22 protein-coding genes are annotated in these 21754 nt (G+C 65.0%); 10 read left to right on the forward strand and 12 right to left on the reverse strand.

Features of this window, described 5'->3' with window-relative positions; translation table 11 throughout:
• Positions 1-34: 34 nt before the first annotated feature.
• Positions 35-1723: a CYTH and CHAD domain-containing protein gene (locus Q2941_RS13620; RefSeq protein WP_458192786.1), complete on the forward strand. Its 1689-nt coding sequence runs from the start codon at positions 35-37 to the stop codon at positions 1721-1723.
• 40 nt (positions 1724-1763) lie between these two features.
• On the opposite strand, the gene Q2941_RS13625 is transcribed toward Q2941_RS13620, so the two are convergent.
• The 9 genes from Q2941_RS13625 to Q2941_RS13665 form a co-directional block, all read right to left on the reverse strand.
• The gene (locus tag Q2941_RS13625; protein WP_458192787.1) at positions 1764-2153 is read right to left on the reverse strand and encodes a DUF4189 domain-containing protein; all 390 of its coding nucleotides are present in this window, start codon (positions 2151-2153) and stop codon (positions 1764-1766) included.
• A 170-nt stretch (positions 2154-2323) separates the two neighbouring features.
• Entirely contained in the window at positions 2324-3928 is a 1605-nt protein-coding gene (locus tag Q2941_RS13630) for an NTP transferase domain-containing protein (RefSeq protein WP_458192788.1), read from the reverse strand.
• Entirely contained in the window at positions 3925-4626 is a 702-nt protein-coding gene (locus Q2941_RS13635) for an XdhC family protein (RefSeq protein WP_254111726.1), read from the reverse strand. Before Q2941_RS13635 ends, Q2941_RS13630 begins: the two co-directional genes overlap by 4 nt.
• 2 nt (positions 4627-4628) lie before the next feature.
• Positions 4629-4952, reverse strand: a complete 324-nt coding sequence (locus tag Q2941_RS13640) for an XdhC family protein (RefSeq protein ID WP_027525321.1) — start codon at positions 4950-4952, stop codon at positions 4629-4631.
• Positions 4953-4962: 10 nt separating this feature from the next.
• Positions 4963-6165, reverse strand: coding sequence for a vWA domain-containing protein (locus Q2941_RS13645; RefSeq protein ID WP_458192789.1), 1203 nt, complete (start codon positions 6163-6165; stop codon positions 4963-4965).
• A 112-nt stretch (positions 6166-6277) separates the two neighbouring features.
• A complete protein-coding gene (locus Q2941_RS13650) occupies positions 6278-7183 on the reverse strand; it encodes an AAA family ATPase (protein ID WP_027525323.1) in 906 nt (301 codons plus the stop codon).
• Between the two features lie 36 nt (positions 7184-7219).
• Positions 7220-8026 (reverse strand): FAD binding domain-containing protein, encoded by an 807-nt coding sequence (locus Q2941_RS13655; protein WP_027525324.1) that lies wholly within the window; start codon positions 8024-8026, stop codon positions 7220-7222.
• A gap of 39 nt (positions 8027-8065) precedes the next feature.
• Positions 8066-8551 carry a (2Fe-2S)-binding protein gene (locus tag Q2941_RS13660; protein ID WP_027525325.1) on the reverse strand — a complete coding sequence of 162 codons (486 nt, stop codon included), beginning with the start codon at positions 8549-8551 and terminating at the stop codon, positions 8066-8068.
• A gap of 134 nt (positions 8552-8685) precedes the next feature.
• Complete coding sequence (locus tag Q2941_RS13665; protein ID WP_027525326.1) at positions 8686-9132, reverse strand: SRPBCC family protein; 447 nt, start codon at positions 9130-9132, stop codon at positions 8686-8688.
• Positions 9133-9301: 169 nt separating this feature from the next.
• On the opposite strand from Q2941_RS13665, the gene Q2941_RS13670 reads away from it, so the two are divergent.
• The 3 genes from Q2941_RS13670 to Q2941_RS13680 all read left to right on the forward strand — a co-directional run bounded on the left by Q2941_RS13670 (position 9302) and on the right by Q2941_RS13680 (position 11956).
• Entirely contained in the window at positions 9302-10657 is a 1356-nt protein-coding gene (locus Q2941_RS13670) for a 3-carboxy-cis,cis-muconate cycloisomerase (protein ID WP_027525327.1), read from the forward strand.
• 15 nt (positions 10658-10672) lie between these two features.
• Positions 10673-11455: a 3-oxoadipate enol-lactonase gene (gene pcaD, locus Q2941_RS13675; RefSeq protein WP_254111723.1), complete on the forward strand. Its 783-nt coding sequence runs from the start codon at positions 10673-10675 to the stop codon at positions 11453-11455.
• 108 nt (positions 11456-11563) lie between these two features.
• A complete protein-coding gene (locus Q2941_RS13680; RefSeq protein WP_254111722.1) occupies positions 11564-11956 on the forward strand; it encodes a carboxymuconolactone decarboxylase family protein in 393 nt (130 codons plus the stop codon).
• On the opposite strand, the gene Q2941_RS13685 is transcribed toward Q2941_RS13680, so the two are convergent.
• Together Q2941_RS13685 and Q2941_RS13690 are read right to left on the reverse strand one after the other, a co-directional pair.
• Positions 11918-12463: a hypothetical protein gene (locus Q2941_RS13685; RefSeq protein ID WP_027525330.1), complete on the reverse strand. Its 546-nt coding sequence runs from the start codon at positions 12461-12463 to the stop codon at positions 11918-11920. The two genes, Q2941_RS13680 and Q2941_RS13685, sit on opposite strands and share 39 nt — an antisense overlap.
• Before the next feature lie 187 nt (positions 12464-12650).
• Entirely contained in the window at positions 12651-12809 is a 159-nt protein-coding gene (locus Q2941_RS13690) for a hypothetical protein (protein ID WP_284272422.1), read from the reverse strand.
• Positions 12810-13071: 262 nt separating this feature from the next.
• Here Q2941_RS13690 and Q2941_RS13695 point away from each other — a divergent pair, with 262 nt between their 5' ends.
• From Q2941_RS13695 to Q2941_RS13715, 5 genes are all read left to right on the forward strand, one after another.
• Complete coding sequence (locus Q2941_RS13695) at positions 13072-13989, forward strand: ABC transporter permease subunit (protein WP_027525331.1); 918 nt, start codon at positions 13072-13074, stop codon at positions 13987-13989.
• 12 nt (positions 13990-14001) lie between these two features.
• Positions 14002-15330: a high-affinity branched-chain amino acid ABC transporter permease LivM gene (gene livM, locus Q2941_RS13700; protein ID WP_458192790.1), complete on the forward strand. Its 1329-nt coding sequence runs from the start codon at positions 14002-14004 to the stop codon at positions 15328-15330.
• Positions 15327-16160, forward strand: coding sequence for an ABC transporter ATP-binding protein (locus Q2941_RS13705; RefSeq protein WP_458192791.1), 834 nt, complete (start codon positions 15327-15329; stop codon positions 16158-16160). The genes livM and Q2941_RS13705 overlap by 4 nt, the downstream gene beginning before the upstream one ends.
• Positions 16157-16897 (forward strand): ABC transporter ATP-binding protein, encoded by a 741-nt coding sequence (locus Q2941_RS13710; protein ID WP_458192792.1) that lies wholly within the window; start codon positions 16157-16159, stop codon positions 16895-16897. Before Q2941_RS13705 ends, Q2941_RS13710 begins: the two co-directional genes overlap by 4 nt.
• A 151-nt stretch (positions 16898-17048) precedes the next feature.
• Positions 17049-18167, forward strand: coding sequence for a branched-chain amino acid ABC transporter substrate-binding protein (locus tag Q2941_RS13715; RefSeq protein ID WP_027525335.1), 1119 nt, complete (start codon positions 17049-17051; stop codon positions 18165-18167).
• A gap of 78 nt (positions 18168-18245) precedes the next feature.
• Here the strand turns inward: Q2941_RS13715 and Q2941_RS13720 are convergent, their stop codons facing one another.
• A complete protein-coding gene (locus Q2941_RS13720) occupies positions 18246-18623 on the reverse strand; it encodes a response regulator (RefSeq protein WP_027525336.1) in 378 nt (125 codons plus the stop codon).
• Between the two features lie 237 nt (positions 18624-18860).
• Here Q2941_RS13720 and Q2941_RS13725 point away from each other — a divergent pair, with 237 nt between their 5' ends.
• Positions 18861-21698 carry a PAS domain S-box protein gene (locus tag Q2941_RS13725; RefSeq protein WP_458192793.1) on the forward strand — a complete coding sequence of 946 codons (2838 nt, stop codon included), beginning with the start codon at positions 18861-18863 and terminating at the stop codon, positions 21696-21698.
• Positions 21699-21754: the final 56 nt, after the last annotated feature.

The following is a 21754-nucleotide window of genomic DNA, read 5'->3' on the forward strand; positions in this document are numbered from 1 at the left end:
CGACGCAAGAACCAAAGACTCTCTCGCTTCCAGCATGGACCGAGAGCATGGCTCGCAAGAGCTCGTTGACAATGCGCGCGCACTCAACGACCTCTCTCGCGCCGAGGGCGTTGGCCTCGATGAGGCACCGCCCCACGGTGAGAAGCCTGCACCAGACATCTCCCCGTCTCGCGACGCTGCTCCAGGCGCCGCAGAATTCGAACTCAAGCTGCTCGTCGATGCCGATCGCCTCGCCGATTTCAACGCTGCCCCGATCATCGCGGCGAACGCACGCAACAAGGGCACGCGAAAGCACCTCAAGGCCGTCTACTACGATACACCCAAGCGTGCGCTTCAACGCAACGGATTGAGCTTCAGGGTCCGCCAGAGCGGCGCACGTTTCACGCAGACCGTGAAGGCCGAGTCTGGAGACGATCCGCTCCGGCGCGGCGAATGGGAAGCGAGCGTGCCCTCCACGGCTCCCGACATCGCGCTGGCGCTGCCCTTCATTCCTGACAAGCTGCCGGCCGATCTCGAACGTCATCCGCTCGAGGCGGTCTTCACCACCGACATTCACCGGCATCAGCGCATCGTCGACCTGCCATCCGGCACGGTCGAGATTGCATTCGACCAGGGCGTCCTGAAATCCGGCGATCGTACGATGCCGGTCAGCGAGATCGAGTTGGAGCTCAAGTCCGGCAGCCCGTCTGCGATCTTCGAGCTTGCGCTGCGGCTCGCCGAGCATGGGCCGGTGAGACCATCCATCCGCAGCAAATCGGCACGCGGATTTGACCTCGCCGCCGACACCCCGCCGGCCGCAAGAAGGCCGCGCAAGCTGCGCCTCGACCCGTCGGCCTCACTCGATGAGACCTTTGCCGCGATCCTGCGCGCCTGTCTCCTTCATCTCCTCCAGTCGCTTCCCGCTGCCGAGGATGGACGCGATCCCGAGGGGATTCATCAGCTTCGCGTCGCGCTGCGGCGACTGCGATCCGCCATGCACCTGATGCAATCGGTCGTATCCGTGAGCAAGCTCGAGCTGCTGCGCTCGGAGGCCAAATGGCTGGCGCAAAATCTCTCTGCCGCGCGCGATTGGGACGTCTTCCAGCGGGAGACCCTGGCTACCGTCGCGCAAGGCTGCCCCTCGATCGCAGGCTTCGAGGCGCTGGACCAGGCTGCAAAGCAGCGGCGGACGGCGTCCTACGACAAGGCACGCCTGGCGCTCGCCGACCGCCGGGCCTCGTATCTCGTGATCGGGCTTGGCGGCTGGATCGAGGCGCGCGGCTGGCGCAGCGACGTCGCGCCCGAATATCTGGCACAACTGGCCGAGCCCGCCATGAACTTCGCGCGGCGCATCCTGTCCACCCAGCATGCAAAGGTGCTCAAGCGCGGCCGCCGCTTCAAGTCGCTCACGGCGGAAGAACTACATCGCTTGCGGCTCTCGGTGAAGAGGCTGCGCTATGTCGCTGATTTCCTGTTGCCGCTCTACGGACAGCGGAAATCGGCGAAACGCTTTTCTGCCAGGCTGGTCGATTTGCAGAACGAGCTCGGCACCTATAATGACATGGCGGTCACGGCATCGCTGCTCACGGATATCGGCACGGAGTCCTCAGACAGCGGCATCGCGGCAGCCGCGATCGCCGGCTGGCAGGCGCACGCGATGGTCGGCAGCGAACCGCGCCTGAAGAAGGTGTGGTCGGATTTCGTGAAGGCGAAGGTGCCCTGGTCGATCGAGGCGGAGGCCTGATCGGCCAAGCCACCGCAAGCCACTGCGGACGATGCAGGCTTCAGCCCTTGGCGTCGCAGGCCCAGGCGCGGATCACGCATTCCTTGCCACCATATTTGTAGCATTCGCGCGTGGCGGCGTTGAGCGTGGTCGAGATCTTCGGCTTCACGGCATAGCCATAAGCGCCGCAGGGGTTGGCGAGATCGACGGACATGGCGGCGCAGGCGCGTTTCATGGTCACGGTCGTGCAGTCGCCCTTGCACTGCTTTTGTGCCGCGACGCGCGCCGCAGCTTCGCCGGGGAAGTCATATGCATGGCCGTAAGCGCCGCATTTGCCGACCGCGAAGGCCCCGGCGGCGTGCGCGTCCGTGACGTAGCGGGCCCCAGCCACAGCAACGCTCAGCCCAAAGAAAAACATCGCGCAACGGCGCGCGACGACGTTCGAAGCCATGGAAAATCCCCTCCCCCGAGGCAGGCGGAGACGACTCTATCGGCCGGTCGTTTCCAGATGGTGAACGAGTGGTTGAAATCGCCACTTCGTAGAAGCGTAACCCACCTCTTTGCGATCCGCGTGGAGAGAAGTGGTGGGTTACGCCTTCGCTAACCCACCCTACGGCAGCGTCACACGCGTCTCGCCGCTTCCAGCGCCTGCGGCGTGTCGATGTCGAGGAAGGCGCTCTCGCCGTCGACCGGCACTTCGGCAACCACCTCCGCATGCTTGGCGATCACGTGCCGTGCGCCGATGTCGCCGTCGAGCGTCATCAACTCGCTGAAGAAGCGGCGCGACCACAGCACGGGATTGCCGCGGCGGCCTTCGCTCACGGGCACGGCGATCAGGTTGCCGCGGTCGGGCGCAAAGCTGTCGATGAGGCGGTCAATCAGACCGGCATCGATCAGCGGCATGTCGCCGAGGCAGACCAGCGCGCCATCGCAGGTCTCCGGCACGACCGCGATGCCGGCCTTGACCGAACTTGCGATGCCGCCGGCAAAATCCGGATTGCGAACGAACTTCACCTTCAAGCCGCTGAGTGCCTGCTCGACCAGCTCGGCCTGATGGCCGGTGACGACGATGACCTCCGACGCTTTCGAGGCCAGCACCTGTTCGGTCGCGATCCGCACCAGCTTCTTGCCCTCCAGCTCGGCGAGCAACTTGTTCGGCCCGCCCATCCGGGTCGAGCGACCGGCGGCGAGCACGATCGCCGCGACCCGGCTGTTGCCTTCGGTCTCGGGTTTTGCACGCGGCTGCGGCCGCGTGACGATCTCCATCAGGAGGCCGCCGACGCCCATGCCCATCAGCTCGGCGCGCGTGACCTTGATGCCGGCGAGTAACCGCATCAGCACCCAGTCAAAGCCGTTCTCGACCGGCGAGCGTGCACAGCCCGGCGCGCCCAGCACCGGCACTGCGCCGGCGCGGCCGATCAGCAGCAGATTGCCGGGATCGACGGGCATGCCGAAATGCTCGATCGCGCCGCCGATCTCGGTGATTGCCGCCGGGATCACGTCGCGACGATCGGCGATCGCGGAGGCCCCGAACACGATGACGAGCTCGGCGCCGAGTCCCAGCAGCTCCTTGATCGCAGCCGACAGCGCCGTCTCCTCATGCGGCACCCGCCGCTCGGCGATAATGGTCGCACCCGCGGGCGCGAGCCGCTCGGCGGTGACGCGGAGCGTCTTGTCGACGACCTTGGAGGACAGTCCGGGCAGCAGCGTCGAGACGACGCCGACACGCTTGATCACGTAAGGCGCAACGCGCAGCACGTCGCGGCCCGCCGCCTTCACCGCGGCATCGCGCAAACTCCCTTCGACGCCGAACGGAATGATCTTGACCGTGCCGACCATCTCGCCCTCGACCACCGGCTTGAAGGCGGAGAGCGTCGCAAAGGTAATGGCTTCGTCGACATTGTTGATGCGGTCGACCGCAGCGCGGTCGATCACCAGAACGCCCGGGCGCGCCGCGAACAGATTGGCGCGACCGGTGAAGGCGCGCTCGACATGAATGCCCTCGCCGCCGACGGCCTCCGCAATGCTGGCGGCTGCGACGTCCTCGGAAACGTCGCCCTGCTCCATGCGCACCACGACGATGTCCTTGATGCCGGCGCGCGTCAGCGCCTCGACCTCGGCAGGCCCGATCGTCGTGCCCTTCTTCAGCACCAGCGGACCCTGGCGCAGGGTGTGGACGGTCACCCCGCCGATCGCATCCTTGGGGCTCGCCGGGCCGAACTTCATGCCGCTTCTTCTTTTTCTTTTGGAGGTAGCCGAAGCACCGCCGTGATCTCTGCCATGATCGACACCGCGATCTCGGACGGCGAGACCGCGCCGATTGCAAGCCCGATCGGCGCGTGGATGCGGGCGATATCAGAGTCCTTCGCGCCCTGCGCCCGCAGCCGGTCCCCGCGCTTGGCATGCGTCTTCCGCGAGCCGAGCGCCCCGATATAGAAGCAGTCGCGCTCGAAGGCGTGCAGCAGCGCGGGGTCGTCGATCTTGGGATCGTGGGTCAGCGCGACGAAGGCAGTGTAGTGGTCGATGTTGAGCGGCGGCAGCGCGACGTCGGGCCATTCCGCGATCAGCGGCACATCCGGAAACCGCTCGGGGCTCGCAAAGGCCGTGCGGGGATCGACCACCGTGACGTCGTAGCCGAGCGAGCGCGCCATCGGCGCCAGCGCCTGGCTGATATGGACGGCACCGACGATCACCATCTTCGCGGTCGGCGCGTAGACATTGAGGAACAGCTTCTTGCCGCCGGCCTCGACGTTGCCGCTCTTGCCCGTGCGGAGCTGTTTTTCCAGCTCGGCGCGCAGCGGATCTTTCGCAAAGTCCCTGGCTTTCACCAGGCGCTGCTCACCGCTCTCCGTATCGGTGACGAGGATGACCGGCCGCCGCGCGGCGCGCTCGGCATTGAGTTCGTGCAGGGTTTCCAGCTTCACGGCTAGCCGACTTTCTCGACGAAGACGCGGATAGTGCCGCCGCAGGACAGCCCGACGTTCCAGGCGGTCTCGTCGGCAACGCCGAACTCGAGCATTTTTGGCTTGCCTGTCTCAATCACATCCATGGCCTCGGTGACCACGGCGCCTTCGACGCAGCCGCCCGAGACTGAGCCCAGAAACGTGCCGTCGTCGTTGATCACGAGGCTCGAGCCCGCCGGCCGCGGCGCCGAGCCCCAGGTCTCCACCACCGTTGCGAGGGCAACGCCATGGCCGGCCTTCTGCCAGTCCTCCGCCGCCTTCAGGATATCCTCGTCGCGATCGAGCATGGCCTACCTCTCAAGCTGCGGAACGGATCAGGCTGCGGTGATGCGGCGGCAGCGGCTGGGAGAGCGTCTTGATCAGCTCCTGGATCGAACTCAAATTATGCACGGGGCGGAATTCGTCAACGTGGGGCAGCATCATTTTGATGCCCTGCGCCTTGGCCTCGAAGCCGCCGAACCGCAGCAGCGGGTTCAGCCAGATCAGCCGGCGGCAGGAACGGTGCAGCCGGTCCATCTCGAAGGCGAGCTTGGAGTCGGCCTCGCGCTCCAGCCCGTCGGAGATCAGCAGCACGATGGCGCCCTGGCTCAGCACGCGCCGCGCCCACAATTTGTTGAAGTTGTGCAGCGAGGTTGCAATGCGCGTGCCGCCGGCCCAGTCCTCCACCGCCGCCGAGCAGCTTGCCAGCGCCTCGTCCGGATCGCGCTGGCGGAGCGCACGGGTGACGTTGGTGAGACGGGTGCCGAACAGGAACACGGAGACGCGCTTCCTCGCATCAGTGATGGCGTGCAGGAAGTGCAGGAACAGGCGGGTGTATTCGCTCATCGATCCCGAAATATCCAAGAGCGCCACGATCGGCGCCGGTTTCTCGATCCGCCCGAGCCGGTGGATGTCGATGATGTCGCCGCCGGTGTGCAGCGAAGCGCGCAAGGTTCGGCGCAGGTCGAGGCGCAGCCCGCGCCGGTCGGGCCGGTGCCGCCGCGTCAAGAGCTCGGCCTGTGGCAGCTTCATCTTCTCGATCGCGCGCAGCGCTTCGCTGATCTCGGCCGCGCTCATCTGCGCAAAGTCTTTCTTCTGCAGGATTTCCTTGTCGGAGACCGACAGGCGCAGATCCTGCTCCTGGCGCTGCGGCGTCTCCGTCATCTGCGGCTGCGACAGCGCCTCCTGGACGCGGCGCGAGGCCGGCGGCGGCTTCTTCTTGGCGTGATCGGGCAACGGCACCGAATCCAGCATGTTCTTCCACTCCTCCGAGGCGCGGAAGAACAGGTTGAAGGCCTGCCTGAAGATCAGCGCATGCTCATGGCGCTTGACGAAGATCGCCTCCAGCGTGGTGAAGACGTCGGCGCGGCTGCCGATGTCGATCACCTGGAGCGCGTTGACGGCGTCGATCACCGCGCCGGGGCCGACGGGAAGACCGGCGGCACGAAGCGCGCGGGCGAAGCCGATGATGTTGTCGGCGAACTGCTCGGTCTTCTCAGGCGCAAGGTGATTGATGGCCATGGTCGTAACCTACCCTCACGTCATTCCGGGGCGCGACGAAGTCGCGAACCCGGAATCCAGAAGTTGCGGCGCGAGATTCCGGGTTCACGCTCCGCGTGCCCCGGAATGACGGCTATTCGCTCGTCGCGTCCTTCAGCACCTTCTGCAAGGCATCGCCCTGCATGCGGACGATGTCGTCCTGATACTTGAGCAGCGCGCCCAGCGTGTCGCCGACGACCTGCGCCGTCAGCGAGCGGGCGTCGAGCTCGGAGAGCGCGGTGGCCCAGTCGATGGTCTCGGCGACGCCCGGGGACTTGTAGAAATCCTGGTTGCGCAGCGCTTGCACGAAGCGCACGACCTGCTGCGACAGCTTTGCGGAGATGCCGGGCACGCGCGTCTTGATGATCGCAAGCTCGCGCTCGGCGGAGGGATAGTCGACCCAGTGATAGAGACAGCGCCGCTTCAGCGCGTCGTGGATCTCGCGGGTGCGGTTGGAGGTGATGATGACGATCGGCGGATGCGGCGCCTTCACGGTGCCGAACTCGGGGATGGTCACCTGGAAGTCGCTGAGGATTTCGAGCAGATACGCCTCGAACGCCTCGTCGGCGCGATCGAGCTCGTCGATTAAGAGCACTGGCGGGCCGGCAACGTCCGGCTCCAGGGCCTGGAGCAACGGCCGCTTGATCAGATAGCGATCGGCGAAAATGTCGGACGAAAGCTGCTCGCGATCGGTGTCGCCGGCAGCCTCGGTGATCCGGATCGCGATCATCTGGGCGGCGCTGTTCCACTCATAGACCGCCGAGGAGACGTCGAGGCCCTCATAGCATTGCAGGCGGATCAGCTTCCGTCCCAGCGCAGCCGACAGCACCTTTGCGATCTCGGTCTTGCCGACGCCGGCCTCGCCTTCCAGGAACAGCGGCCGCCCCATGCGCAGCGACAGATACGTCACCGTCGCCAGCGACCGCTCCGCGAGATAGCCGCGCGAAGTGAGGAGTTCGAGCATCGCATCGACCGATGCCGGCAGTGCCGCTGCAGTCATGAAAGAGCCAGTCTCGCTACGCCCTGTCCGGGCCCATCACTCTTTGGCGTTGGCAGCGTCGACGGCGCGCCGCGTCAGCACCCCGATCAGGTGCGCACGATACTCGGCGCTGCCGTGGATATCGCTGTTGAGGCCTTCGGCCGGCACGTCGATGCCGTCGAGCACCTTCGAGGAGAAGCGCTTCTTCAAGGCTTCCTCGAACGCGGTGACGCGGAACACACCGTCCGAACCGGCGCCGGTGACGGCGACGCGCACATCCGAAGGACGCCGCGCCACGAATACGCCGACCAGCGCATAGCGCGAGGCCTGGTTACGGAATTTGACGTAGGCCGCCTTCTTCGGCAGCGGGAACATCACCTTGGTGATGATCTCGTCGGCCTCAAGCGCGGTCGAGAACAGGCCCTGGAAGTACTCTTCCGCCTTCAGGCGGCGCTTGTTGGTGACGATGGTGGCGCCGAGCGCGAGCACCGCGGCCGGATAGTCCGCGGTCGGATCGTTGTTGGCGAGCGAGCCGCCGATCGTGCCCTTGTGACGGACGGCCGGATCGCCGATGCCGCCGGCAAGGCTCGCGAGCGACGGGATCGCTTCGCCGACGATGGCCGACGTCGCGACATCGGCGTGCTTGGCCGTGGCGCCGATCACCAGCGAGCGGCCCTTCATCTCGATCGTATCGAGACCTTCGATATGCGAGAGGTCGACGAGATGCGGCGGGCTTGCGAGGCGCTGCTTCATCACGGGAATCAGCGTGTGACCACCGGCGATCACCTTGGCATCCTCGTTCTTCACCAGCAGATTGGCCGCCTGCCGCACGGTCCCAGGGCGATGATATTTGAATTCGTACATAATGGACTTCCTGATCGCGAGAGGCGCGCGAGTGTCGGTTTACGCGAGATCGGATTTCGCCATCGCCTTCGCGCCGGCGGCGATCGAGGCGACGATGTTCTGATAGCCGGTGCAGCGGCAGAGATTGCCCTCGAGCTCTTCGCGAATCGTATGGTCGTCGAGCTCGTGGCCCTTGCGATGGACGATGTCGATCGCGGTCATGATCATGCCGGGCGTGCAGAAGCCGCACTGCAAGCCGTGATGCTCGCGGAAGGCCTCCTGCATCGGATGCAGCGGCGCACCATCGGCGGCCAGCCCCTCGATGGTCTTGACCTCGTGGCCGTCGGCCATCACCGCAAGCGTGGTGCAGGACTTCACGGCCTTGCCGTCGAGATGCACGACGCAGGCGCCGCACTGCGAGGTGTCGCAGCCGACATGGGTCCCGGTCAGGCGCAGATGCTCGCGCAGGAACTGCACCAGCAGGGTGCGGGGGTCGACGTTGGCGTTGACGGGATTGCCGTTCACGATAAGGGAGATTTTGGCCATCAGGACTCTCTGGTCAGCACCCCGCCGGGTCCCGGCGAAGCGGTTCTTATAGTTATTCCAGCCCATCATATGGGCCATTGCACCTTCGGGCAACATCGCCCGAAATGCAGGCAGTTATGCCTTAAGGCGCAGGGCTAACCCTGTACCGCCTTGGCGAAATTCGCAAAAAATTCGTCGGCGAGCTTTTTGGCGGCGCCGTTGATCAGGCGCTGGCCGAGCTGCGCCAACTTGCCGCCGATCTGCGCCTCGACATCATAGGAGAGCAGCGTGCCGCCGTCCTTCTCCGACAGCTTCACCGACGCGCCGCCCTTGGCAAAGCCGGCCACCCCGCCCTCGCCTTCGCCGGAGATCTTGTAGCCGTTCGGCGGGTCGAGATCGCTGAGCATCACCTTGCCCTTGAAGCGCGCCGACACCGGGCCGACCTTCATCTTGGCGACCGCGCGAAATCCGCCGTCGTCGGTCTTCTCCAGTTCCTCGCAGCCGGGGATGCAGGCCTTCAGCACCTCGGGATCGTTGAGCTTGGCCCACACGGATTCGCGCGACGCCGCAAGCTGAACTTCGCCGTTCATTGTCATGGCCATGGGCTGCCTCCCGGGATCACTGACGCAACGCTGCTCAAGTAACGCAGGGCCGCCGCAAAGGAAAGGGCAGCCGGCGATCACATGCAATGCATATTCGCAACTGCAAAAAGCTTGCGCCAGCGGTTTGGGATTGGCAGACGCTGCCCTTGGTGGTTAGGTCCCGCGCAACATGAGCACATCCCTCTCCCCCCTGCTTGCGCCGATGCTGTCGAGCGCAGCCATGCGCGCGATCTGCGATGATCGGGCTTACCTGCAAAACATGCTCGAATTTGAGGCAGCGCTGGCCCGCTCGGAAGCTGCTACCGGCGTGATTCCCGCAAGCGCGGTCGGCCCAATCGAAGCCGGCTGTCAGGTGGCCGCGTTCGACCTTGGCGCGCTTGCGGAGGCCGCGACCAGGTCGGGCAATCTGGCGATCCCCCTCGTCAAGGCGCTGACCGCCAGCGTCGCCAAGGCCGATGCGGAGGCCGCGCGCTACGTGCATTGGGGCGCGACCAGCCAGGACGTCATCGACACTGCGACCATGCTCATGCTTCGCGCCGGGATCGATGCGCTGGATGCCGATCTCAGCCGCGCCATCAAAGGGCTCGCCGCACTGGCGCGCACCCACCGCAACACCGCCATGGTCGCGCGCACCTGGCTCCAGCACGCGCTGCCGATGCCGTTCGGATTGAAGGCTGCCGAATATGCCGCAAGCCTTGCCCGCGCGCGCTGCCGGCTGCGGCGGCTGCGCCGCGAAGGCCTCGCGCTGCAATTCGGCGGCGCCGCCGGCACGCTCGCAGCGCTCGGCGACAAGGGGCTCGTCGTCGCCGAGCGGCTTGCACAGGAGTTGGACCTGCCATTGCCCGAGGCGCCGTGGCACACCCATCGCGACCGACTCGCCGAGGCGGCATCAAGCCTTGCCATTCTTGCCGGCAGCTGCGGCAAGATCGCCCGCGACGTCTCGCTGATGATGCAGACTGACGTCGCCGAAGCCTTTGAGCCCGCCGGGGAAGGCCGCGGCGGCTCCTCGACCATGCCGCACAAGCGCAATCCGGTCGCAGCGGCAAGCGCGCTTGGGGCGGCCACGATGGCGCCGCAGCTGGCCGCAACGATCTTCGCAGCCCAGGTCCAGGATCACGAGCGCAGCGCCGGCCCGTGGCACGCGGAATGGCCGACACTGCCGCAATTGATGCTGGTCGCCTCAGGCGCGCTTGCGGCCATCGTCGATATCGCCGAAGGCCTCGACGTCGACGCGGCGCGCATGCGCGCCAATCTCGACACGACGCATGGCCTGATCATGGCGGAGGCCGTCACCTTCGCGCTCGCCGAGACGATCGGCAAGAGCGACGCACATCACCTGGTCGAGGCTGCCAGCAAAAAGGCGGTTGCCGAGAGGAAGCATTTGCGCGACGTGCTCGCGGCTGATTCGAAGGTCACCGCGCATCTTGCCCCGGAGAAAATTGCGGCATTGTTCGAGCCGATGGCCTATCAAGGCGCTTCCCAGGCCCTGATCGACCGGCTGCTCGACAGCCTCGACCGCGAATAGAACGGAGACCCCGCCATGCCCATGATCGATGCCGACGGGTGCCTGCTCAACGTCTCCGTCGAGGGCCGCGACGGCGGCCCGACCCTGATGCTCTCCAACTCGCTCGGCTGCACGCTGCAGATGTGGGAGCCGCAGATGAAGGCCCTGACGCAGGTATTCCGCGTCATCCGCTACGACCGCCGCGGCCACGGCAAGTCCACCGTAGCCCCCGGCCCCTATTCGATGGAGCGCTTCGGCCGCGACGTCCTGGCGATCCTCGACGACCTCAATATCGAGAAGGTGCATTGGTGCGGCCTGTCGATGGGCGGCATGGTCGGGCAGTGGCTGGGCGCCAATGCGCCGGAGCGGCTCGGCAAGATCGTCCTCGCCAACACGAGCTGCTACTACCCCGATCCGACCAACTGGCACAACCGCATCAAGGCGGTGAAGGAAGGCGGCATCGCAGCGGTGGCCGACACCGTGATCGCCGGCTGGCTGACGGCCGACTTCCGCGAGCGCGAGCCGCAGATCGCCGCGAAGATGAAGGCGATGCTGGTGGCCTCACCGGTCGAAGGCTATCTCGCCTGCTGCGAGGCGCTGTCGACCCTCGACCAGCGCGCGCTGCTGCCGAAGATCAAGAGCCCGACGCTGGTGATCGCCGGCCGCCACGACACGGCAACCCCGATCTCGGCGGGCGAACTGATCCGCAGCCAAATTCCAGGCGCCAGCATGACCATCATCGATGCCGCCCACATCTCCAATGTCGAGCAGCCGCACGCCTTCACCGACGCGGTGGTCGGCTTCTTGACGCAGCGGTAGTTGTTGATTGTCATTCCCGGGCGCCTCGAAGAGGCGAACCCGGAATCTCGAGATTCCGGGGTCGATGCTTCGCATCGCCCCGGAATGACTCAATTCTGGAGGACACAAATGGACGACGAGAAGCGCCGCGATGCCGGCATGAAGGTGCGCCGCAAGGTGCTCGGCAACGCCTGGGTCGACAAGTCGATCACCAACCGCAATGCGTTCAACACCGATTTCCAGGACCTGATTACCCGCTACGCCTGGGGCGAGATCTGGACGCGGCAGCATTTCGACGAGCGGACGCGGCGCGTGCTCGTCATCGGCACCATGGTCGCGCTCGGGCAATGGGACGAATTCCGTCTGCACGTGCGCGCAGCCCTCGCCGAGGGCGGCTTCACCCCCGACGATATCAAGGAAATCCTTCTTCAGCAGGCGATCTATTGCGGCGTGCCGGCGGCCAACCACGCCGTCAAGGAAGCCTCAGCGATTGTGCAGGAGCTCGGCCTGCTCAAAAGCTAGCGGAGCCTTTTCCAGAACGTTGGCTTCCAGAACCCTGGCTTCAACAGGTCGCCGGGCCGGCCGTTCGATCAGCAGCACGATCGCGGCGCCGAGCAGCAGCAGGAGCTCGGTCGCATGCAGCCTGAGGGCGGCCATCTCGCCGACCTTCGAGGCCATCACCATGCTTGCGAACGAGATCAGGCTGCCAATGAAAAGCGCAATCCCGAGCGCCTCGTCGGAGCCGCCCGCCCTGCGGACCCGGGGGATCGAGAGCAGCGCCAGAAAAATGGCAAAGAACGCCACCACGGTGAGGCGGCCGAGCGCCAGCAGCCACGCCGCGCGGACCGTGCTCATGCCCGATATCTGGAACTGGTCGCTGATGAACAGCGCCACCGCGACGCTCGGCCGCTCAAAGAGGCCGTGCACGGGGGCGACCATGATGTTGACGGCAATCAACGTCCAGGCCGGGATGAAATAGGCGGCCAACACCACGCCATTGATTGAGCCGATCCGCCAGTTTTTCAGCATTGCCGCTTCCCGCATGATTTCCGTCGGCCCGAGCCGGTCGGGCCTTTTTCAGCAGCTAACCCCCCTCGACTTGAGGCGGCAATTTAAACCCTTTGTTTACCTTAACTGCTGTGGACAAGCCGCGGCGGGACAAAAGGAAAAGTCCCGCCTTTCGGCGGGACTGTCACAATTCCAAGGTGCTTCGAGATCAACGCTGGTCCTGACCATGCTGGCCCGGCTTGTCGCCCTGGCGCATCGGATCCTGCTGCTGCTGTCCGGGTTTCTGGCCGCCACCCTGCTGCTGATCGGGGCGCTGGCCGGGCTTCTGATTCTGCTGGCCCGGATTCTGGTTCTGCTGCTTCGTCATCGCGGGAAACTCCCTTGTTGGGCGTCACAACGTGAGATAACGGCCCACACCTATTTTAGTTGCCCGGAACCGGGTTCCCTACCCCGAGGCGGGAACCAGGATGCGAAATGAACTCTGTACAAGCCTTTATGCCAAGGCCAGCCCAGTTGCGGCGGTCAGTTCCCTCCTGTTACAACAAATGAAATGCTCAAGGGCTGCCGGGGCCCAAGAACTCTCTCAAGAGCTCCCTTTGAGCGGCGTCAAGTTGAGACAACGGCAGCCCATGGACTATTTCACCCAGCAGCTCATCAACGGTCTCGTCCTCGGTTCGATCTACGGCCTGATCGCCATCGGCTACACGATGGTCTACGGCATCGTCGGCATGATCAATTTCGCCCATGGCGACATCTTCATGATCGGCGGCTTCATCGCCCTGATCACCTTCCTGATCCTGATCTCGATCGGCGTGACTGCGGTTCCCCTCATCCTCCTGGTCGTGCTGCTGGTGGCGATGGCGATCACCGCGCTCTATGGCTGGACCGTCGAACGCATCGCCTACCGCCCACTGCGCCACTCCTTCCGCCTCGCCCCGATGCTGTCGGCGATCGGCATGTCCTTCGTGCTCACGAACTACTCGCAGGTGGCGCAGGGCGCCCGGGTCAAGCCGATCCCGCCGTTGATCACCGGCGGCTACACGCTGCACGAGAGCGCGGACGGTTTCGTGATCCAGCTCTCCAACATCCAGATCCTGGTGGTCATCACCACGATCGTGCTGCTGTTGATCTTCAACCGGCTCGTCTTGCGGACGCGGCTCGGGCGCGACATGCGCGCCTGCGAGCAGGACCAGACCATGGCGGCGCTGCTCGGCGTCAACGTCGACCGCACCATCTCCATGACCTTCGTGATCGGCGCGGCGCTCGCGGCGGTGGCGGGCTTGATGTACCTGCTCTACTATGGCCAGGTCGATTTCAACATGGGCTTCGTCGCTGGCATCAAGGCCTTCACGGCCGCCGTGCTTGGCGGCATCGGCTCGCTGCCCGGCGCGGTGCTGGGCGGGCTTGCGATCGGCCTGATCGAGACGTTCTGGTCGGCCTATTTCTCGGTCGAGTACAAGGACGTCGCCGCGTTCTCGATCTTGATCATCGTGCTGATCTTCATGCCGACCGGCCTGCTCGGCCGTCCCGAAGTCGAAAAAGTCTGACGGGTCGCCAGTGTGACAGCTCTTTCGCAAGAAACGGTATCCGCAACCCGCACCGCAGCGGGCATCCCCTTCATCCTGAAAAAGGCCTTCCTGAGCGCTCTCGTCGCGCTGGTGCTGTTTTCGCTGATGATCGGCATCCGCACCGAGGCCGGTCCCGATGGGCAACTGACCTACTGGGCGCGGTTCGGCGAACTCGCCTCCATCGTCGGCATCGTGTTCGGAGGATCGATCCTCATCGAATTGGCGCGGCAATGGATCGGCCCTATCGGCGCCGAGAAGCTGGTACCGCCCGCCGTGCATCGCGGCATGTCGATCCTTGGCCACTACCTGGCGCCGGCGCTTCTGATCTTCACCCTCCTCGTGCCGGTCATCTTCTATAACCAGCGCTACATCCTCGACCTCGCGATCCTCGTGCTCACCTATGTGATGCTGGGATGGGGCCTCAACGTGGTGGTCGGGCTCGCCGGCCTGCTCGATCTCGGCTACGTCGCTTTCTATGCGGTCGGGGCCTATTCCTACGCGCTGCTCGCCACCAATTTCGGCTGGTCGTTCTGGATCTGCCTGCCGCTCGCCGGTATCCTCGCAGCCATGTGGGGCGTTATGCTCGGCTTCCCGGTGCTACGGCTGCGCGGCGACTATCTCGCGATCGTCACGCTCGCTTTCGGCGAGATCATCCGGCTCGTCATCATCAACTGGCAAAGCCTGACCGGCGGCCCGAACGGCGTCACCGGTATTCCGCGCCCCACCCTGTTCGGCATCCCGCTCGACAACAGCGACGACGGGCTCGCCGCAAAGCTCGGCATCGAGTACTCGCCGACGCACCGCATCGTCTTCCTGTTCTACCTGATCCTGGCGCTGGCGCTGCTCACTAACTGGGTGACGATCCGCCTGCGGCGCCTGCCGATCGGCCGCGCCTGGGAAGCGTTGCGCGAGGACGAGGTCGCCTGCCGCGCGCTCGGCATCAACACCACGACCACGAAACTGACGGCGTTCGCGACGGGTGCGCTGTTCGGCGGCTTCGCCGGCGCCTTCTTCGCCACGCGCCAGGGTTTCATCAGCCCGGAATCCTTCACCTTCCAGGAATCCGCACTTGTGCTTGCCATCGTGGTGCTCGGCGGCATGGGTTCGCAGCTTGGCGTGGCGCTCGCCGCTCTCGCCATGATCGGCGGCTTCGAGCTGTTCCGCGGGCTTGAGATCTACCGCATGCTGGTGTTCGGCTGGGCGATGGTGCTGATCATGATCTGGCGGCCGCGCGGCCTGATCGGCCATCGCGCGCCGACCGTGTATCTGAAGAAAGCGCAGGCCATCTCCTCCGACCTCGTCAAGGAAGGCCACGGATGAGCGGCGAGCGTATCCTCAACGTCGATCAGCTCACCATGCGCTTTGGCGGCATCGTCGCCGTGCAGGATCTGTCGTTCTCGGCGGACCGGCGCAAGATCACGGCGCTGATCGGACCGAACGGCGCCGGCAAGACCACGGTGTTCAACTGCATTACCGGCTTCTACAAGCCGACCGGCGGCGCCATCCGCCTCACCCACGATGACGGCAAGGAAATCGCGCTCGAGCGGCTCAACGACTTCCGCATCGCCAAACAGGCCAAGGTCGCACGCACCTTCCAGAACATCCGCCTGTTTCCCGGGATGACCGTGCTGGAAAACCTGATGGTGGCGCAGCACAACATGTTGATGCGCGCCTCCGGTCTCACCTTTCTCGGCCTGGTCGGCGCGCCGAACTACCGCAATGCGGAAGCGCATGCGATCGGTCTCGCCACCGATTGGCTGAAGCGGGTTAGCCTGTTGGATCGCGCCGACGATGCGGCCGGCAACCTCGCCTATGGCGACCAGCGCCGCCTCGAGATCGCGCGCGCGATGTGCACGGAGCCTGCACTATTGTGCCTCGACGAGCCGGCTGCCGGCCTCAACGCGCGCGAGAGCGCCGCCTTGAGCGAGCTCCTGCTTTCGATCCGCAACGACCTGGGAACCTCGATCCTCCTGATCGAGCACGACATGTCGGTCGTGATGGAGATCTCCGACCACATCGTGGTGATGGACCACGGCGTGAAGATCGCGCAAGGCACGCCGCGCGAGGTGCGCGACGATCCCAAGGTGATCGCCGCCTACCTCGGCGCCGACGAGGAAGAGGCGATGGCGGTCATGGAGAGCGGGTCGTGACGGCGGCATCCCCCCTGCTCGCGATCCGGGGCCTGCGTGCGGCCTACGGCAAGATCGAGGCGCTGAAGGGCGTCGACGTCGAGATCAATTCCGGCGAGATCGTCGCGCTGATCGGCGCCAACGGCGCCGGCAAGTCGACGCTGATGATGACGATCTTCGGCAAGCCGCGCGCCCGCGCCGGGCAGATCCTCTACGAGGGCAAGGACATCACCGCCGTCCCGACCCACGAGATCGCCCATTTGCGCATCGCGCAATCGCCGGAAGGCCGCCGCATCTTCCCGCGGATGAGCGTCGCCGAGAACCTCCAGATGGGGGCCGACGTCACCGACAGCACGCCAGCGGAACGGGAGAGCACGCTCGAGCGCGTGTTCGCCCTGTTTCCCCGCCTGAAGGAACGTTTCGCCCAGCGCGGCGGAACCCTGTCCGGCGGCGAGCAGCAGATGCTGGCGATCGGCCGCGCCTTGATGAGCCGCCCTCGCCTGCTCATGCTCGATGAACCCTCGCTGGGGCTCGCCCCGCTCATCGCGCGGCAGATTTTCGACGCGATCCGCACCCTGAACCGGCAGGACGACCTGACCGTGCTGATCGTCGAGCAGAACGCCAACCATGCCCTGAAGCTCGCCCATCGCGGCTACGTCATGGTCAACGGCTTGATCACGCTGGCGGGCAGCGGCGCCGAATTGCTGCAGCGCCCCGAAATCCGCGCCGCCTATCTGGAAGGTGGCCGGCACGCCTGACCGGCCCCGCCCTGCGCGAGAATGGCCTAGATATCTTTGCTAATGCCCGTATTTTGCCGGTGACTTCTCCGTAAATTCATTCAAGAATGGCGCCGGTTTGAACCGGGCCAACCCGGCAACTCCCAACAGACGACCACCCGCGAGGTATCTCATGAAATCACTGAAGCTCATCGGTCTGGCATTTGGCGCGTCCGTAGCGCTGTCGACGGCAGCGTTCGCGCAGGATATCACCATCGCAGTTGCGGGCCCGATGACTGGCACCGAGTCCGCATTCGGCCGGCAGATGAAAAACGGCGCCGACCTGGCGGTGGCGGACATCAACGCCGCCGGCGGCGTCAACGGCAAGAAGCTCGCGCTCAACGCCGAAGACGACGCCTGCGATCCGAAGCAGGCCCGCTCGGTCGCGGAAAAGATCGCCGGCGCCAAGATCCCGTTCGTCGCCGGGCATTTCTGCTCGTCGTCCTCGATCCCGGCCTCTGAAGCCTATGCGGACGGCAACGTCCTGCAGATCACTCCGGCTTCGACCAACCCGCTCTTTACCGAGCGCAAGCTGTGGAACGTGGCGCGTGTCTGCGGCCGCGACGACCAGCAAGGCCTGATCGCCGCGCAGTTCATTGCCAAGAACTACAAGGGCAAGAACATCGCGATCCTCAACGACAAGACCACCTACGGCAAGGGTCTTGCCGACGAGACCAAGAAGGCGCTCAACAAGGCTGGCATCACCGAGAAGCTCTACGAGTCCTACAACAAGGGTGACAAGGACTTCAACGCGATCGTCTCGCGTCTGAAGAAGGAGAACGTCGACCTCGTCTATGTCGGCGGCTACCATCAGGAAGCCGGCCTCATCCTGCGCCAGATGCGCGACCAGGGCCTGAAGACGGTGCTGATGTCGGGCGACGCGCTGGCCGACAAGGAGTACGCCTCCATCACCGGCCCGGCGGGCGAAGGCACGCTGTTCACCTTCGGCCCCGACCCGCGCAACAAGCCGTCCGCGAAGAAGATCGTCGAAGCCTTCAAGGCCAAGGGCATCGATCCGGAAGGCTATACGCTCTACACCTACGCCGCGCTGCAGGTCTGGACGCAGGCGGTCAAGAAGGCCGGCACGACCGATCCGAAGAAGGTGATGGAGACCATCAAGGCCGGCAAGTGGGACACCGTGCTCGGCCCGATCGAGTATGACGCCAAGGGCGACATCAAGCAGATCGACTATGTCGTCTACAAGTGGGACGCCAAGGGCAACTACGCCGAACTCGGCGCCAAGGGTTCCTGACGAGAGTTCGCAATGCCTCGGCCTTGAGGCCATCATCACAAACGCCCCGGCTCGCCGGGGCGTTTTCGCATCTGCCGGTCAGACCGCCGCCTTGAGCTTGCCCGATTGCGCCGTCTTGAGCGCCTGGAGGAGATCGTTGGGCCGGAACGGCTTCTGCAGGCAGACGACGTTGGCGAGGCCAGGCGCCTCCTCCATGAAGTCGAGGGCGGTCATGCCGGAGACGGCGACGATCGGAAAATTTGGCGAGCTCTCGCGGATCGCCGTCATGACCTCGAGGCCGCTGGTGTCGGCCAGGAAAATGTCCACGATCGCCGCATCGAACGCCGATTCGCCAAATGCCTTCAGGCCGGCCGCACCGCTCTCCGCCTCCACGACCTCGAAACGATTGACCCGGAGCACGATGGACACCATCGCCCGGACCTCCTTCTGGTCGTCGATCACGAGGATACGGGGCATGGGAACAACTCCCGGCATCATGAAATTGGTATCGCTCCAGGAATCTGCCTTCCGGAACGGGATCCCGCCACAGCGGAAGAGGTATTATTTCCCCGATCGGTAAAGGCCGGCTTACCCGGCCTCGGCTCCTCGTTCTCAGAAAAATTAAGTAAGCTCTAACCCTCGGTTGAGTCGCGTATCTTCCCATCAGAGCGCGTGCCCAGACCCTGCTACCGCACAGAGAGGTAGCGGGCTAAGATGCTTCCCAGGGAGTGTCTTACTGGAGGCGTCAATGGCGGTCCGCAAGAGGTGAACGTGCTGGCACCGAACGACCGAAGCGCCTTCCTTTCGACCTTGCCGGCCGCTCGGAGCGATCGCACTGCAGCATTGGCGATCGTCGGCGTCTCGTCGATTCTGTTCGCACTTGCCGTTCCCTTCGCCCGCGTGCCGCTTGCGCGCATTCCGGCCTTCGTCGCGAGTTACCAGTCCGCGCTCGCCGTCAGCGACATCGTCACTGCCGTGCTCCTGCTGTCGCAATTTGCGGTCTTGCGGACCCGCGCGCTGTTGATGCTCTCGACCGGCTACCTCTTCACCGCGGCCGCAGCGATTGCCCACGCCCTGACCTTCCCCGAGCTATTTGCGCCGACAGGACTGCTGGGCGCGGGTCCACAGACCACCGCCTGGCTCTACATGATCTGGCACGGCGGCTTTCCGCTGTTCGTGCTCGCCTATGCAGGGCTGAAGGACGCTGGCGGCGGCGTCAAAATAAGGGGGACGGTGCGCCGCGCGATCCTCTGCAGCATATTGGGATCGGCCGTGGCGGTCATCGCCTTCGTTTGGATCGTCACGGCCAAGCACGACCTGCTGCCGGACCTCTTGCGCAACGGCCACTTTACGCCCACGCAGATCGGTGTGATCTCGTTCGTATGGTCCCTGAGCGCCGCCGCCCTGGTCACGCTGTGGTTTCGGCGGCCGCATTCGGTGATCGACGTCTGGCTCATGGTCGTCATGTGCGCCTGGCTGTTCGATATCGCCCTGTCGGGAATCCTCAATGGCGCGCGTTTCGATCTCGGTTTTTACGCCGGGCGCGTCTACGGTCTTTTGGCCGCGAGCTTCGTGCTCGCGGTGCTGTTGATAGAGAATGTCCGCCTCCAGGCGCAGACCATAGATCTGCTCGGCATGCTGCGACGGCAATCGGCATCGGAGCGCGATCGCTTCGGCGAGCGCGAACGGCTGTTCAGCGCAGTCGTGGAATCCTCCAACGATGCCATCATCACCAAGGCGCTCGATGGCACCATCACCGCGTGGAATCGCGCCGCCGAGCGCTTGTTCGGCTTCTCCGCGGCGGAAGCCGTCGGCCAGCCGATCGACATCATCATGCCGGAAGGTCGTCGGGAGGAGACGGAGGAGATCCTCGCCCGCACCCGCAATGGCGAGGTCATCGAGCAGCACGAAACCGTGCGCGTGAACAAGAGCGGGCAGCCGCTCGACGTCGTGCTCAGCCTGTTCCCGCTGTGGTCGTCAGACGGCAAGATCATCGGCGCCTCCAAGATCGCCCGCGACATCACCGAGCGGAAGCGAACGCAGGCCGCGCTCAATCGCGAGGTCGAGGAGCGTCAGCGCATCTTCGAGACGTCACAGGACCTGATCCTGGTCACCGACGGCTACGGCAATTTCGTCCAGGTCAGCCCGAGCGTGAGGGATATCCTCGGCTTCAGGCCGGAGGACATGATCGGACACAACGCGACGGAGTTCATCCATCCCGATGATCTCGAGAGGACGCGCGAGGAAATGCGCGCCGCGCGACGCGGCCTGACCAAGCGCAGCTTCGAGGCGCGCTACCCCCACAGGGACGGGCACGACGTCACGCTGAACTGGATGGGCACCTGGTCGGAGCCGGTGAAGCGCCATTTCTTCATCGGACGCGACCTCACCGAAAAGCAGGCGGCTGAAGCGCAGTTCAGGCAGGCGCAGAAGATGGACGCCGTCGGCCAGCTCACCGGCGGCGTCGCGCATGATTTCAACAACGTGCTCACAGTCATCACGGGCACGATCGGGATCCTGTCCGAGGCCGTCGCCGACCGGCCCGATCTTGCAGCGATCACCAGGCTGATCGACGATGCGGCCGAACGCGGCGCGCAATTGACCAGGCACCTCCTCGCCTTTGCCCGCAAGCAGCCGCTGCAGCCGCGCGAGGTCGACCCCAACGCGCTGGTCGTGGAAGCCGCCAAGCTGCTGCATCCGACGCTCGGCGAGCAGATCACCATCACGCCGCAACTGACCGAGGACGCCTGGCCGGCGCTGGTCGATCCGAGCCAGCTCACCACCGCGATCCTGAACCTCGCTCTGAACGCGCGCGACGCCATGCCCGACGGCGGCACGCTGGTCCTGGAGACCCGCAACGTCTTCCTCGACGAAGGCTATGCGAGCATGAACCCCGACATCATCGCCGGCAATTACGTGATGATCGCGGTGAGCGATACCGGGACCGGCATTCCGGCCGAGCTGATCGAGCGGGTGTTCGACCCCTTCTTCACAACGAAAGAGGTCGGCAAGGGTACCGGACTTGGGCTGAGCATGGTGTTCGGCTTCGTCAAGCAGACCGGCGGGCACGTCAAGATCTACAGCGAGGAAGGTCACGGCACGAGCGTGAAGATCTATCTGCCGCGTTCGACCGGCGTGCAGGAGACCGCGCTCGAGGCGATGCGCAACGTCCCGATCGAGGGCGGCGACGAAAAGATCCTGATCGTCGAGGACGACGCGCTGGTACGCCAATATGTCGTGACCCAGATCAGGAGCCTCGGCTACAACGCGCTGGAAGCGGCGAATGCGGCGGAAGCTTTGACGCTGATCGACGGCAATGCCGACATCGACCTGCTCTTCACCGACGTGATCATGCCCGGCGCCATGAACGGCCGCCAGCTCGCCGACGAAGCGGCCAGGCGCCGCCCGGCGCTGAAGACGCTGTTCACGTCAGGCTATACCGAGAACGCCATCGTCCATCACGGCCGGCTCGACTCCGGCGTGCTGCTGCTCGCAAAACCCTACCGCAAGTCCGAGCTCGCCAGGATGCTCCGCACCGCGCTCGCCAGTTGAGCGCGGCTTGCTCCTGCGCTATCGCTGAAGCACGACCGCTTGCAGCGCCGGGAGTG

It is taken from the genome of Bradyrhizobium sp. UFLA05-153, from assembly GCF_054185185.1.

What these genes read in the sequence shown, in the direction of transcription:
- Q2941_RS13665 (WP_027525326.1), bottom strand. Translation starts at nt 9,132, where the DNA reads ATGGCCATGACAATGAACGGCGAAGTTCAGCTTGCGGCGTCGCGCGAA.
- Q2941_RS13630 (WP_458192788.1), bottom strand. Translation starts at nt 3,928, where the DNA reads ATGAAGTTCGGCCCGGCGAGCCCCAAGGATGCGATCGGCGGGGTGACC.
- Q2941_RS13660 (WP_027525325.1), bottom strand. Translation starts at nt 8,551, where the DNA reads ATGGCCAAAATCTCCCTTATCGTGAACGGCAATCCCGTCAACGCCAAC.
- Q2941_RS13685 (WP_027525330.1), bottom strand. Translation starts at nt 12,463, where the DNA reads ATGCTGAAAAACTGGCGGATCGGCTCAATCAATGGCGTGGTGTTGGCC.
- Q2941_RS13715 (WP_027525335.1), top strand. Translation starts at nt 17,049, where the DNA reads ATGAAATCACTGAAGCTCATCGGTCTGGCATTTGGCGCGTCCGTAGCG.
- Q2941_RS13720 (WP_027525336.1), bottom strand. Translation starts at nt 18,623, where the DNA reads ATGCCCCGTATCCTCGTGATCGACGACCAGAAGGAGGTCCGGGCGATG.
- Q2941_RS13680 (WP_254111722.1), top strand. Translation starts at nt 11,564, where the DNA reads ATGGACGACGAGAAGCGCCGCGATGCCGGCATGAAGGTGCGCCGCAAG.
- Q2941_RS13640 (WP_027525321.1), bottom strand. Translation starts at nt 4,952, where the DNA reads ATGCTCGATCGCGACGAGGATATCCTGAAGGCGGCGGAGGACTGGCAG.
- Q2941_RS13725 (WP_458192793.1), top strand. Translation starts at nt 18,861, where the DNA reads ATGCTTCCCAGGGAGTGTCTTACTGGAGGCGTCAATGGCGGTCCGCAA.
- Q2941_RS13695 (WP_027525331.1), top strand. Translation starts at nt 13,072, where the DNA reads ATGGACTATTTCACCCAGCAGCTCATCAACGGTCTCGTCCTCGGTTCG.
- Q2941_RS13655 (WP_027525324.1), bottom strand. Translation starts at nt 8,026, where the DNA reads ATGTACGAATTCAAATATCATCGCCCTGGGACCGTGCGGCAGGCGGCC.
- pcaD (WP_254111723.1), top strand. Translation starts at nt 10,673, where the DNA reads ATGCCCATGATCGATGCCGACGGGTGCCTGCTCAACGTCTCCGTCGAG.
- Q2941_RS13645 (WP_458192789.1), bottom strand. Translation starts at nt 6,165, where the DNA reads ATGGCCATCAATCACCTTGCGCCTGAGAAGACCGAGCAGTTCGCCGAC.
- Q2941_RS13650 (WP_027525323.1), bottom strand. Translation starts at nt 7,183, where the DNA reads ATGACTGCAGCGGCACTGCCGGCATCGGTCGATGCGATGCTCGAACTC.
- Q2941_RS13670 (WP_027525327.1), top strand. Translation starts at nt 9,302, where the DNA reads ATGAGCACATCCCTCTCCCCCCTGCTTGCGCCGATGCTGTCGAGCGCA.
- Q2941_RS13705 (WP_458192791.1), top strand. Translation starts at nt 15,327, where the DNA reads ATGAGCGGCGAGCGTATCCTCAACGTCGATCAGCTCACCATGCGCTTT.
- Q2941_RS13625 (WP_458192787.1), bottom strand. Translation starts at nt 2,153, where the DNA reads ATGGCTTCGAACGTCGTCGCGCGCCGTTGCGCGATGTTTTTCTTTGGG.
- Q2941_RS13620 (WP_458192786.1), top strand. Translation starts at nt 35, where the DNA reads ATGGACCGAGAGCATGGCTCGCAAGAGCTCGTTGACAATGCGCGCGCA.
- Q2941_RS13690 (WP_284272422.1), bottom strand. Translation starts at nt 12,809, where the DNA reads ATGACGAAGCAGCAGAACCAGAATCCGGGCCAGCAGAATCAGAAGCCC.